This window comes from Mesorhizobium sp. Cs1299R1N3, from assembly GCF_037179625.1.
Lineage (GTDB): Bacteria > Pseudomonadota > Alphaproteobacteria > Rhizobiales > Rhizobiaceae > Mesorhizobium > Mesorhizobium salmacidum.
Map to the genome: position 1 here is coordinate 383,765 of NZ_JAPYKQ010000002.1, position 12,378 is coordinate 396,142.

General features: G+C 63.6%; 11 protein-coding genes and 1 riboswitch. Of the genes, 8 read left to right on the top strand and 3 right to left on the bottom strand.

Features of this window, described 5'->3' with window-relative positions; all coding sequences use genetic code 11:
* The first annotated feature begins 2 nt into the window (after nt 1-2).
* From O7B34_RS07310 to O7B34_RS07345, 8 genes are all read left to right on the top strand, one after another.
* Nucleotides 3-272, top strand: a complete 270-nt coding sequence (locus O7B34_RS07310) for a hypothetical protein (RefSeq protein WP_337145462.1) — start codon at nt 3-5, stop codon at nt 270-272.
* 33 nt (nt 273-305) lie between these two features.
* On the top strand, nt 306-1,514 hold the full coding sequence (locus tag O7B34_RS07315) for an AAA family ATPase (RefSeq protein WP_027145010.1): 1,209 nt from the start codon (nt 306-308) through the stop codon (nt 1,512-1,514).
* Nucleotides 1,511-2,932: a CpaF family protein gene (locus tag O7B34_RS07320; protein ID WP_140718238.1), complete on the top strand. Its 1,422-nt coding sequence runs from the start codon at nt 1,511-1,513 to the stop codon at nt 2,930-2,932. The genes O7B34_RS07315 and O7B34_RS07320 overlap by 4 nt, the downstream gene beginning before the upstream one ends.
* 5 nt (nt 2,933-2,937) lie before the next feature.
* Nucleotides 2,938-3,903 carry a type II secretion system F family protein gene (locus O7B34_RS07325; protein WP_337145463.1) on the top strand — a complete coding sequence of 322 codons (966 nt, stop codon included), beginning with the start codon at nt 2,938-2,940 and terminating at the stop codon, nt 3,901-3,903.
* 1 nt (nt 3,904) lies between these two features.
* Nucleotides 3,905-4,867: a type II secretion system F family protein gene (locus O7B34_RS07330; RefSeq protein ID WP_140752424.1), complete on the top strand. Its 963-nt coding sequence runs from the start codon at nt 3,905-3,907 to the stop codon at nt 4,865-4,867.
* 88 nt (nt 4,868-4,955) lie between these two features.
* Entirely contained in the window at nt 4,956-5,786 is an 831-nt protein-coding gene (locus tag O7B34_RS07335; RefSeq protein WP_337145464.1) for a hypothetical protein, read from the top strand.
* Nucleotides 5,787-5,923: 137 nt separating this feature from the next.
* Nucleotides 5,924-6,397 (top strand): tetratricopeptide repeat protein, encoded by a 474-nt coding sequence (locus O7B34_RS07340; protein WP_337145465.1) that lies wholly within the window; start codon nt 5,924-5,926, stop codon nt 6,395-6,397.
* A 149-nt stretch (nt 6,398-6,546) separates the two neighbouring features.
* Nucleotides 6,547-7,746, top strand: a complete 1,200-nt coding sequence (locus tag O7B34_RS07345; protein ID WP_337145466.1) for a GGDEF domain-containing protein — start codon at nt 6,547-6,549, stop codon at nt 7,744-7,746.
* Here the strand turns inward: O7B34_RS07345 and gcvP are convergent, their stop codons facing one another.
* The 3 genes from gcvP to gcvT are packed head-to-tail and all read right to left on the bottom strand — an operon-like array spanning nt 7,747 to nt 12,047.
* Complete coding sequence (gcvP, locus tag O7B34_RS07350; protein WP_337145467.1) at nt 7,747-10,557, bottom strand: aminomethyl-transferring glycine dehydrogenase; 2,811 nt, start codon at nt 10,555-10,557, stop codon at nt 7,747-7,749. It abuts the gene before it with no gap.
* A gap of 18 nt (nt 10,558-10,575) precedes the next feature.
* Nucleotides 10,576-10,944: a glycine cleavage system protein GcvH gene (gene gcvH / locus O7B34_RS07355; RefSeq protein WP_149905505.1), complete on the bottom strand. Its 369-nt coding sequence runs from the start codon at nt 10,942-10,944 to the stop codon at nt 10,576-10,578.
* A gap of 5 nt (nt 10,945-10,949) precedes the next feature.
* On the bottom strand, nt 10,950-12,047 hold the full coding sequence (gene gcvT, locus O7B34_RS07360) for a glycine cleavage system aminomethyltransferase GcvT (protein WP_337145468.1): 1,098 nt from the start codon (nt 12,045-12,047) through the stop codon (nt 10,950-10,952).
* 149 nt (nt 12,048-12,196) lie between these two features.
* Nucleotides 12,197-12,283, bottom strand: a riboswitch (glycine riboswitch).
* Nucleotides 12,284-12,378: the final 95 nt, after the last annotated feature.

Here is a 12,378-nt window from a genome sequence, read left to right on the forward strand (position 1 = left end):
TCATGCGTCTGGTCCTGAGATCGAGCATCGCCCTGCTTCTTGCCGGTTTGGCAAGCGGCTGCACCAGCGACGACTATGTGCGCAGCGAAGGCGTGACGTCTGTCGCCGGTGAGGCGCAGGCCGCCAACACCGTCATGCAGATGGTCGACCCGTGGAAGTATGGCGTCCAGAACACGAGGCTTCTCGTGCCCGCCAAGCGCGGAACCGCCGGACCGGTCACGCCCGATCAGGCGGCCGGCACCAAGGCGGCGCAAACGACCACCGGCAACTGATCCAGACGGCGATCGACCTCACAGGCGGCGAGAATGGCAAACAGCACCAAGAAAATCCTGCTCGTATCGACAGACCGGACCTTCGCGCAGGACACGAAGACCGCGTTTGCCGCCTCCGAGATCATCCAGCTCATGACGGTTGAGAAGAACGTCACCGAGCTGCGCGGTGAGGTCCAGGAGGCCGAGTTCGGCGTCGTTATCGTCGACATGGACGCGGCGAAACTGGAAGAAATAGAGTCCCTGCAGCGCGTCATGCGCCGGCTCGAGGGCAAGGCACCGGTGGTCGTGGTCACCCAGGAGTTCAACGCCGCCGCCGTGCGCATCCTGGTGCAGCTCAAGGTCGCCGACTTCCTGGTCAAGCCGATCACCACGGCCGACCTCGTGCGTTCGGTCGTGCGAGCGTTGCAGGGGCCTGGGCGCGAGGAAAACACCGAGTCGCAGATCTATACCTTCATGCCCGCCGCCGGCGGCGTCGGCACCACGACGCTGGCGCTGCAGACCGCGTTCCAGCTGCATCATTCGGTGACGCGCGGCGCCTCGACCTGCGTGGTCGACCTCAATTTCCAGCAAGGTGCCTGCGCCGAATATCTCGATCTGGAGCCGCGTTTCGACATCACCGAGATCGAGAACCAGCCCGAGCGCCTCGACCGGCAACTGCTCGATGTGATGCTGTCCAAGCACGCCAGCGGACTTTGCGTGCTGGCGGCGCCGACGCATCCAGCCGAAATGCGCTCGTTCAAGACCGATGTCGTGGTGCGCATGCTGGACCTCGTTTCGGCCTATTTTGACAATGTCGTCATCGACATGCCGCGCACCTGGTTTCCCTGGACGGAAACGGTGCTGCTCGGTTCCAACAAGCTCTACATCGTTGCCGAAATGACGGTGCCGTGCCTGCGCCATACGCAGCGGCTGATCCAGGCTGTCTACGAGACCGCCGGCAAGGAAGTGAAGCCAAACGTGATCGTCAACCGTTTCGAGCAAAAGATGTTCGACAACGGCATCAAGCAGGCGGATGTCCAGGAAATCCTTGGCGAGCATTTTGTCGGCGGCATCGCCAACAACTACCGGCTGGTGCGCGAGGCGGTCGATCGCGGCGTGCCGCTGCACGAGATCGATCCCAATGCCAATGTCGTCAACGACCTGAAGAAGATCATCCTCCCAGAAGAGGCAGTGGCGACGGCGAGCAAGTCGAAGTCGCTGTTCGGTTTCGGCAGGGGCCTCTTGAAAAGGAAAGCTGGATGACCAGCCGTTTCTCAACCCTGCAGAACCGCGACGCGCGCCCGCAGCGTCCGGCGGAATCAACACCGGTCGCGCATCATGCCGTTGTCATCCCGACCAGCCGAAAGGCTTTGCCGGCGAAACCGGAAGCAGCACCGGCAAAGAATGCCAACAAGGTGCTCGACGCCCGCGTGCGCATCCACCGGATGCTGCTCGAGGAGATCAACCTGGTCGCGCTGGAGCGCTTGCCCAAGGATGAAATGCGCCGGCAAGTGCATGATTTCGTGTCGGAAAAGACCCGCCAGGAGCGGATGGCGATCAACACCGCCGAACTCGACGCGCTGGTCGACGATATCGTCGACGAGATGGTCGGCCTCGGGCCGCTCGAGCCGCTGCTCAAGGATCCCGATATCAACGATATCCTGATCAACGGTCATCAGAACTGCTTCGTCGAAAAGAAAGGCAAGCTGCAGCAGGTCCATATCCCGTTCAAGGACGAGGCGCATCTGCTCAGAATCGTCAACAAGATCGTGGCCGCCGTCGGCCGCCGGGTCGACGAATCGCAGCCGATGGTCGACGCTCGCATGCTGGACGGCTCGCGCTTCAACGCAGCCATCCGCCCGGTGGCCGTAGACGGTCCGCTGGTGTCGATCCGCAAGTTCTCCAAGAACAAACTTGGCCTGCACAGGCTGGTCGAATTCGGCGCCATTACACAGAACATGGCCGAAGTGCTGGCGGCGGCCGTGCATGCCCGCAAGACGACAATCATTTCGGGCGGTACCGGCACCGGCAAGACGACGATGCTCAACGCACTGTCGGCCTTCATTCCGGAAGACGAGCGGCTGATCACCATCGAGGATGCGGCGGAGCTTCAATTGCAGCAGCCGCACGTCGCGCGCATGGAAACGCGCCCCGCCAACATCGAAGGCCATGGCGAGCTCAAACAGCGCGACCTGGTCAAGAACGCGCTGCGCATGCGTCCCGACCGGGTCATCCTCGGCGAGTGCCGCGGCGAGGAAGCCTTCGACATGCTGCAGGCGATGAACACCGGCCACGAAGGCTCGATGGCGACCATCCACGCCAACACGCCACGCGATTGTATTTCGCGCCTGGAGCAGATGCTGGGCATGACCGGCATGCCAATGACGGTGCAGTCGATCCGCAGCCAGATCGCAAGCGCCATCGACATCATCGTCCAACTGACCCGGCTTTCCGACGGCAAGCGCAAGGTGACGAGCGTCGCCGAGGTGACCGGCATGGAAGGCGATGTCATCCAGATGCAGGAGATCTTCCGCTTCGTGCGCACCGGCATGGAGGCCGATGGCAAGATCCTTGGCTACTATGAGGCGACCGGCATCCGGCCGCGTTTCCTGGAAGATCTGCGCGCGATGGGCATCGAGTTTCCCGGACGTTATTTCGAACCCGGCCGGCCGCAGGAGTAGCCGGGGTGTTCGACGGGTTCAGCGCGATCTATGTCGTCTATGCCGGGGCCGCATTGACCGGCATCATGGTCGCCGAAGCGGTCTACCTGCTCTATGCCGGTCGTAGCGACAAGCGAACCGCCATCAACCGGCGCATGAAACTTCAGGAAAACAAGATCAGCCAGGAGCAGGTGCTGATCCAGCTGCGCAAGGAGCGCGGTCTCGACGCGGGAACGTCGCTGTTCTCGCCCGACCGGTTCCGTGCCCTGCGCACGCAGTCGGGCATGGTCATGCCGCTCTCGAAATTCCTGATGATCACCTGCGGCGTGGCGATGGCCGTGGCCCTGTTCGCCATTTCGCGCGGCTTGCCGCTGTTGATGGGGCTCATCCTGGTTGTCGTGCTGATGCCGCTGCTACCGATCATGGTGATGCGCTCCATGCGCAAGCGCCGGCTCAAGCGTTTCGGCATCCAACTGCCCGAGGCACTGGAACTGATCACGCGCGGCCTCAAGGCCGGTCACCCGGTGCCGGTGGCCATTGCCATGGTGTCGCGCGAGATGCCCGATCCGATCGGCACCGAATTCGGCGTCATTGCCGACGAAGTCACCTATGGCTCCGACCTTGTCTCGGCGCTGAACTCGCTTTTCGACCGGGTCGGCCACGAGGATTTGCCGCTGTTCGTCACCGCCGTATCGATCCAGACCAGCTCGGGCGGCAATCTGCGCGAAATCCTCGATGGGTTGTCGACGACGATCCGCGAACGCGGCAAGCTGCGCCGCAAGGTGCGGGCCATTTCGAGCGAAGGCCGCCTGTCGGCCTACATTTTGACGGCCGTGCCGGCGCTGCTGTTCACCGCGATCATGGCCATGATGCCGGGATATTACAGCGACGTCTGGGGTGTTCCGAAGACATGGTACATGATCGGCGGATCGGTTAGCTGGCTGATGCTGGGCAATCTGATCATGTTCAAGATGTCGAACTTCAGGTTCTGACATGCAAGGCGTCATCGAATTCCTCGCCTCCCTCGCGCCGACCTCGCTGATGCCGGTCGCCATGCTGTTGCTGGCCGTGGGGGCCGCGGCGGTCGCCTGGCCGATGGTGGCGGCGAGGGGCGACCGCAACGAGGTCATGCGCCGGCTCAAGGTCGACCACGGTCCGGTGGTGGCCAAGCCCGAACCCGCGCAGAAGAAGAACAGCGGCGTCGTGCGCGAAAAAGCGGTGAAGAGGGCGCAGGAATTCTACGCCAAGAGCGACCCGGAAAATGTTGCCCGCCTGCGTTTGAAGCTCATCCAGGCCGGTTACATGGAGCCGCGCGCCGTCGGCATGTTCTTCCTCATCCGGTTCACGGCAATGATCGGCACGACGTTCGCCGTCTTCGTGCTCAACCGGTGGATGGCCAGCCCGGACGCGACCATGACCAGCCGGTGGACCTTCATCATCCTGTCGGGCGCTGCCGGCTATTTCCTGCCGGGCCTGGTGCTGACCCAGAAGGTGCGGGAAAAGATGCGCGAATACCGCAACGGCTTCCCCGATTTCATGGATCTGATGATCGTCTGCTCCGATGCCGGCATGAGCATGGAAGCGGGCGTCGAGCGCGTTTCGAAAGAACTCGCCAGGACCTATCCTTCGCTCAGCCAGAACCTGCAGCTCGTATCGCTCGAGCTTCGGGCGGGGCGCAGCCTCGACGACGCGCTGAAGGCGCTCGCCGATCGCCTCAGCCTCGACGAGGTACGCTCCTTCGCCACGCTCCTGCAGCAGTCGAAGGAACTAGGCACCAGCCTGTCGGGCGCGCTCAGGGTGTTTTCCGATGAAATGCGCCACAAGCGCATGTCGCTGGCCGAGGAGAAGGCGCATGCTTTGCCGGCAAAGATGTCCGTGCCGGTCGTGGTCTGCATCCTGCCGGTGGTGCTGATGATCGCTGTCATTCCCATCATCGTCAAAATGACGGGTCACTAAAGGGCGCCACGTCGACGGAATCAGGCATGCAAACATCCGTCGAAGTGATACATCGGGACCCGCAAAGCCCGTAATAAGCGAGAAGTCGATGCGAATACTGTTGCCCGCCCTCTTGCTGGGCCTCGCCGCGGCCAGCTTGCCGCCCGCCCAGGCCGCGGCCGGCGATTGCGGTGATGCTGCCGCCTTGGTGCAGCAGGCCTATCCCAAGGCTCGAAAGAGCGCCGACGGCGCCTCGTTCATGCTTGAACCTCACACCAGCATCGCCCTGACGCCTCCGGACTACGACACGCCAAGGCTGGTCTGCAAGATCTGGCCCGCCCATGACCAACTGCTGTTGGTCGCGGTACCGCTGATCGACAGCGCCCAATCCGTCGACGGCATGCATATCGGCGATATCGAGCTTCTGGTCGTCGACAGGAAGAACCAGCAGGTGCGCCAGCGCCTGCTCCAGCCCGGGCTGATGAACGATGATGCCATCGCCATCCGCGGCATCGGATTCGATACAGGCCGCTATCAGCTGGCGCCCAAAATCACCGCCTTCGGCCTGCGCATCGACATGGCAACTCATTCGCAGGCCAATCCCTTCAGGGAAACCGACCTGCGACTCTATGCCCTTGACGGCGATGCGCTACGGATGGTGCTCGATGGCCTCGACGTGGCCGGCTTTGGCGGCGAAGGCGATACCAATTGCGCCGGATCCTTTCATTCTAGCCAGGTCAGCCTGGCGATGAGCCGGGCGAGCCATCAGGGCTATCACGATATCATCGTGACCGAGCGAATGGATACCGACGAACCCGCTCCCGACAAGAATGGCGAGTGCCAATCCCACCCCGGCAAGTCCGTGAAGCGGACTTACCGGCTGCGCTATGACGGCAACCGCTATCAGCTTCCGGCGACGCTCAAGGCCCTGGAGCCGTGAGAACGCCGCTGGCGATGGTTAATGGCTGGTGTGCCGGAAACCAAAACTTAGGCGCATTTCGGCACCGAAGCTTAATCGCTGTGCTGTAGTGTCTTTCCCTGAAGAACGACCCGGCAAATCGGGCGACGGGGCAGGGTATGCGTCAGATAAACTTTGCGGCGGTGGCCACGATGGCGGCCGTCCTGATGATCACCGGGTGCACGACGAACAATAACGTCGACACGACCAAGACCACCGCGATCCGGCCGGCAGCGAAGGATGTCGACACATCCGACCTGGCGCAAGGCAAGGCACAGTTTCGCGATGCCAACTATGGTCTTGCCGAAGCGCATTTCCGCAAGGCCGTCGAACTGAAGGCCGACAATGCCGAGGCCTGGATGGGGCTTGCCGCTTCCTATGACGAACTCGGCCGCTTCGACTTCGCCGACCGTGCCTATGGCCAGCTTGTGAAGGTCGCCGGCCGCAAACCGCAGATCGTCAACAACATGGGCTATTCGCAACTTTTGCGCGGCAACAAGAAGAAGGCCAGGGCGCTGCTGCTGGAGGCGAAGGCCGGCATGGCCGACCCCGCCGTCGTCGACGCCAATCTCGCCTTGCTCAACAAGGGCTGATGCCGTTTGATCCTCGCGCCGGCCAGGGGTGCGGTTTCGGGACAGGTGGCATCGACGCTTTGTAAACCGTATCCGCAGGTTGGGTCGAGAGATCGCCTGAAAACCATGTCCGAGGGCTGCCGCTGACCTAGAATGCGGCGCAACCGCCGATGCTCGAGAGGCCCCCGCCCGATATGCTGGATTTCAGTTCGCTCCTGCTCGCAGCCGCGCTGTCGGGCGTCTGTCTCAGTGTCACCATGTTCGCGATCTGGGCCACCGCGCCGCGGGCCAGATTCGTGCTGACGGTGGCATGCGGCATTCTCGTGCTCGTCGCGCATGTGATCCTGTTCTGGCATTATACCAGGGAGCCCGATCCGCTGCTTTGCCAGGTCGCGCTGGCGCTGCTCAGCCTGGGTTTTCTGATTATCTGCATTTCGGCCATGCAATATCTCGGTGTGCCGGACCACAGGCGTGCGATTGCTCCGACATTTGCCGCCATGGCTGTCTGTGCGGCCGTGACCTTCATGGGCCTTGACGGTATCGGTTTCGTGATCACCTACGCGACGGTTACCGCGCTGCTCTCGACGATCGGAGCCATGTTCTGGATCAACGGCAGTCATGATCGCCGCATCCTGCTGGTGGTGTCGTTTCTGAGCGGCACCTGTGCGCTGTCGTTTGCCCTTTGCGGCGTGGTTCTGATGACCAAAGGGCAGTGGACGCTCGGCGTTGCGCCCGACAATTGGGCCGAACGCCTCAACTCGGTCGTGGCGGTGGCCTGTATGACCGGCCTCGGCGCCTTGACGCTTTCGCTCCATCATTTACAGGCGCAGATCGAACTCAAGGCCGAGACGATGACCGACCCGTTGACCGGTCTGATGAACCGTCGCGGTCTGACGTCGCTTTATGGCGAGCGCACCTTCGGCCCGTTCATGGCGATCGTCATGTTCGATCTCGATCACTTCAAGCGGACGAACGACATCTATGGACACCCGGTCGGGGATCAGGTCCTGCGCCGCTTCGCTGCCGTCATCAGGAAATATGCCAGGACCGGGGTCGACGCCTTTCGCCTGGGCGGCGAGGAGTTCGCGATCGTCATGTCGAGGATGACGGAAGAGCGCGCCTATGATCTTGCCAGCAAGATCGGCGTCGCTTTCGGCACGGAAGTCGTGCCCACCCCGCTCGGCCCCTTGCGCAGCACGGTCAGCGGCGGGATTGGGTTCGGCGAGGCCGACGGCAGCACCCTCGACGAGGTGCTGGCCAGGGCCGATTCCACGCTCTATGCCGCCAAGCGTGCGGGGCGAAATTGCGTCATCAGCCGCAACCGGATGGACAAGGCCGACCCGGTCAAGCCGGCCTTGCGCTCCGCGTAGCTATTCGGCCGCACCCAGATAGTCCGACAGCGGCGGGCAGGAGCAGACCAGGTTGCGGTCGCCCGCGACATTGTCGATGCGCGATACCGGCGGCCAGTATTTTGCCGCTGTGTCGGCATCGCCTGCGGGATAGGCCGCCTCGAGGCGCGAGTAAGGGTGGGTCCATTGACCGGCCAGCGCCTCGGCCGATGTGTGCGGGGCGTTGACCAGCGGATTGTCGGCCAAAGGCCATTCGCCTTTGGCCACTTTCGCCGCCTCGCCGGCAATGGCGATCATGGCCTCGCAGAAGCGGTCCAGCTCGCGCTTGGGTTCGGACTCGGTCGGTTCGACCATCAGCGTGCCGGCGACCGGAAACGACATGGTCGGCGCGTGGAAACCATAGTCGATCAGGCGCTTGGCGATGTCTTCGACACTGATGCCGGCGCTCTCCTTGAGCACGCGGGTATCGAGAATGCATTCATGGGCGACACGATCGCTCCTGCCCTTGTAAAGCAGCGGGAAGTGCGGCGCGAGCCGCGTCGCCACGTAGTTGGCGGACACGATCGCCGTCTCGGTCGCCTGCTTCAGGCCGGAAGCGCCCATCATGCGGATGTACATCCAGGTGATCGGCAGGATGGAAGCGCTGCCGAAGGGAGCGGCTGCCACGGCATGCGCCGAGCCTTCGGTGACATGGCCGGGCAGATAGGGTTTCAGATGCGCCCTGACGCCGATCGGACCGACGCCCGGTCCGCCGCCGCCATGCGGGATGCAGAAGGTCTTGTGCAGGTTCATGTGGCAAACGTCGGCGCCGATGTCGCCCGGACGGGCAAGTCCGACCAGGGCATTGAGGTTGGCGCCGTCGAAATAGACCTGGCCGCCATGCTCATGGATGAGCGCGCAGAGGTGGCGCGCGCCTTCCTCGTAGACGCCATGCGTGGATGGATAGGTGAACATCAGCGCCGCGAGATTCCTGGAATGCTCGTTGGCCTTGGCGCGCATATCGTCCATGTCGATGTTGCCGTCTTCCAGGCAGCGCACGACGACGACGCTCATGCCGGCCATCGCGGCACTCGCCGGATTGGTGCCATGCGCGGAGGAGGGGATCAGGCAGACGGTGCGATGGCCCTCACCACGCGAGCGGTGATAGGCGCGGATGGCCAGCAGCCCGGCATATTCGCCCTGGCTGCCGGCATTGGGCTGCAAGGTCACGGCGTCGAAGCCGGTGATCTCCGACAGCCAGCCTTCCAGTTCGCCGATCATGGCGCGGTAGCCGGCCGAATGCGCTGATGGCGCGAAGGGATGCAAATTGGCGATTTCCGGCCAGCTCACCGGCATCATTTCCGCCGCGGCGTTAAGCTTCATGGTGCAGGAGCCCAGAGGGATCATGGCGCGGTCGAGCGCCAGGTCCTTGTCGGCCAGCCGGCGCAGGAAGCGCATCATCTCGGTTTCCGACTTGTTCTCATGGAAGACCGGCTGGGTCAAAAACTCCTTGCCGCGCGGCTTGCCGGGCACCGTGCTATCGGCGGAAGAAGCAGCCTTGGCGTCGAACAGAGCCGCGATCGCCTCGAGATCGGCATCGGTCGACGTCTCGTCGAAACTGATCCCGACATGGTCGGCGTCGAGCACGCGCAGCAGCCGGCCGGTCTTTTCTGCGGCGGCGGCGATCCGGGCGGCCTTGCCTTTGACCTCCACCGTCACCGTATCGAAACGGCTGGAGCCGAGCACCGATACACCCGCGGCCTTGAGGCCGCTCGCCAGGCGGTTGGCCAGCGCATGGATGCGCCCGGCGATCGCCTGCAGGCCCGCCGGGCCATGCCAGATGGCGTATGCGGTCGCCATATTGGCAAGCAGCGCCTGCGCGGTGCAGATGTTGGAGGTCGCCTTGTCGCGGCGGATATGCTGTTCGCGCGTCTGCAAGGCAAGGCGATAGCCGGGACGGCCCTTGCTGTCGGTCGACTGACCGACCAGGCGGCCAGGCATCAGCCGTGTCAGCTTGTCGGAGACGGCGCAATAGGCGGCGTGTGGGCCGCCAAAGCCCATCGGCACACCGAAGCGCTGCATCGGGCCGACGGCAATGTCGGCGCCGAGTTTCGCCGGCGCGTCGGTCAGCGTCAGGCCAAGCGGGTCGGCGATGAAGACGATAATGGCGCCGGTGGCGCGCGCTTTTTCGATCGCCGCCTTGTGGTCGCCATAGACGCCAAAAGTGTCCGGCCAGGAGACGAGCAGGGCGGCGGTGTTGTCGTCGATCGCCTCGCCGTCGATCTCGATGCCGAGCGGCTCGGCGCGGGTGCGCACCACGTCCAGCGTCTGCGGGTGCGGCGTGCCGGCGAGCGCCACCTTTGTGCGCTTGTCGCGGTGGTGGCGTAGCGCGATGCCGACCGCTTCGGCGACCGCCGTCGCCTCGTCAAGCAATGAAGCCGATGCCACCGGCAGGCCGGTCAGTTCCGTGACCAGCGTCTGGAAGTTGAACAGCATTTCGAGCCGGCCCTGGCTGATCTCGGCCTGGTAGGGCGTGTAGGCGGTGTACCAGGCCGGATTCTCGAACAGATTGCGCTGGATGACCGGCGGCACGTGGACGCCGTGGTAACCGGCGCCGATAAAACTCTTCAGCACGGTATTCCTTGCCATGATCGTCGACAATTCGGCGAGCGCTTCGGCTTCGCTGGCCGGCGCCGGCAGGGCCAGCGGCTGGTCGAGGCGGATCGATCTCGGCACGGCCTGGCTGATCAGCGTCTCGACCGAGGGAACACCGAGGACGGCGAGCATGGCTCTGACGTCGGCAAGGCCGGGGCCGATATGGCGGGCCGAGAAGGGGTAGGGTGCTGCGGTCATGTCAATAAATTCCTGATGTCAGGCGATATGGGCTTTGTAGGCGGCCTCATCCATGAGGCTGGCGAGCTGGCTTTCGTCGGCGAGCTTCATCTTCCACAGCCAACCGGCGCCGGTTGCCGCCGAATTGACCAGCGATGGGTCGGACGACAGCGTGCCATTGGCCTCGGTGATCTCGCCATCGACCGGCGCGTAGACGTCGGAGGCCGCCTTGACGGATTCGACCACAACAGCGGTATCGCCCTTGGCGAGCTTCTTTCCCGTTTCCGGCAGCTCCACGAAGACGAGGTCGCCGAGTTGCTCCTGCGCGTAGTCGGTGATGCCGACCGTGGCGATGCCGCCCTCGACGCTGAGCCATTCGTGATCGGCGGTGAAATAGATCTTTGCCATGGGGTCTATCCTTTGCGGTAGCGATGAGGAGTGAAGGGCAGGGAACTGACATCGATCGGGATCTTCGTGCCGCGCACGTCGGCGAAGACCCGCGTTCCGGGCTTGGCCAGCGGGGTGGCGACATAGCCCATGGCGACCGGATGGCCGGCCGAGGGGCCAAAACCGCCCGATGTGACATGGCCGACGGCGTTGCCGTCGGTGTCAAACAGAGAAGCGCCGGCACGCACCGGCTGGCGACCCTCCGGTTTCAGCCCGACGCGCTTTTGTGCCGGGCCTCGTTCCACGACGGCGCGCAAGGCATCGGCGCCGATGAAGGTGCCTGAGGCTCGGATCTCTTTCGGGATTGCCCACATAAGCGCCGCCGCGGCCGGGTCGGTTTCCGGCGTGATGTCCTGACCGTGCAGGCAGAGCCCGGCCTCCAGCCGCAGGCTGTCGCGCGCGGCAAGGCCGATCCAGAGCACACGCTCGTCCTCGAGCAGCTTGGCGACGAGTTCTCTTGCATCGGCCTCCGGCAGGCCGATCTCGAAACCGTCCTCGCCGGTGTAACCGGACCGGCTCATGAACCAGTTCTTTCGCGGCTCGATGCCGTGCATGAACAGCAGCGAGCCGGTTTCGAGGCCGGCGCGGGACAGTGCCGCCCAGGCTTCCGGACCCTGAATCGCCAGGAAGACGCGGTCGAGAGGCTCGACCTTTACATCGAAATCGGCTGCCAGCGCGCGCAAATGCTTTTCGTCGGCGATGGCGTTACCGGCATTGGCGACCACCATGAACCTCGTATCGCCGAGCCGGGTGACGATCAGATCATCCAGAATGCCGCCCGCCTCATTGAGGAAGAAGGTCAGCTTGGATTGCGAGATTTCGAGCGCGCCGGCGTCTAGCGGGCAGGCACGGTCGAGCAGCGCAACCGCTTGCGGCCCGCTGACCTCGAACAGCTTCATGTGCGAGATGTCGAACAGGCCGGCATGTTCGCGCGTGTGAAGATGTTCCTTCATGACGCCGGCCGGATAGGTCAGCGGCATCGACCAGCCGGCAAAGGCGCCGAAGCGCGCACCGGCGGCTGCATGGATATCTTCGAGGGGAAGGTGTCTATCGTCGCCCGTCATGTCGTCTCCAGAGTCGCACGCAATCGGTCGCGAATGGCGACCAGTCCGTGCCCCTCTGTCTGAAGCCTGAGAGACTCGCGCAGCCGGAACTCTGTCAGCGGCGCTTACACCTTCGGCGCGGGGGCAAGCCCCGACTTTCCAGAGTGTCTTTCCCGTCTACGGTTCTTTTGCCTGAGAGATTTCGGGCGATTTCCCCTTCGGCGGCAGCTCTCGCTGCTCTCTCCCGCAAACAGGTAGGACTCAAACCCTGAGTCCTCGACGCGCCATCCATAGCTCGTTGGCGACACCTTGTCACCTCCCAGCGACATCGTTCTGGCAAGTCTTCACTAAC

What these genes read in the sequence shown, in the direction of transcription:
- O7B34_RS07330 (WP_140752424.1), top strand. Translation starts at nt 3,905, where the DNA reads ATGCAAGGCGTCATCGAATTCCTCGCCTCCCTCGCGCCGACCTCGCTG.
- O7B34_RS07315 (WP_027145010.1), top strand. Translation starts at nt 306, where the DNA reads ATGGCAAACAGCACCAAGAAAATCCTGCTCGTATCGACAGACCGGACC.
- O7B34_RS07335 (WP_337145464.1), top strand. Translation starts at nt 4,956, where the DNA reads ATGCGAATACTGTTGCCCGCCCTCTTGCTGGGCCTCGCCGCGGCCAGC.
- gcvT (WP_337145468.1), bottom strand. Translation starts at nt 12,047, where the DNA reads ATGACGGGCGACGATAGACACCTTCCCCTCGAAGATATCCATGCAGCC.
- O7B34_RS07320 (WP_140718238.1), top strand. Translation starts at nt 1,511, where the DNA reads ATGACCAGCCGTTTCTCAACCCTGCAGAACCGCGACGCGCGCCCGCAG.
- O7B34_RS07310 (WP_337145462.1), top strand. Translation starts at nt 3, where the DNA reads ATGCGTCTGGTCCTGAGATCGAGCATCGCCCTGCTTCTTGCCGGTTTG.
- O7B34_RS07340 (WP_337145465.1), top strand. Translation starts at nt 5,924, where the DNA reads ATGCGTCAGATAAACTTTGCGGCGGTGGCCACGATGGCGGCCGTCCTG.
- gcvH (WP_149905505.1), bottom strand. Translation starts at nt 10,944, where the DNA reads ATGGCAAAGATCTATTTCACCGCCGATCACGAATGGCTCAGCGTCGAG.
- gcvP (WP_337145467.1), bottom strand. Translation starts at nt 10,557, where the DNA reads ATGACCGCAGCACCCTACCCCTTCTCGGCCCGCCATATCGGCCCCGGC.
- O7B34_RS07345 (WP_337145466.1), top strand. Translation starts at nt 6,547, where the DNA reads ATGCTCGAGAGGCCCCCGCCCGATATGCTGGATTTCAGTTCGCTCCTG.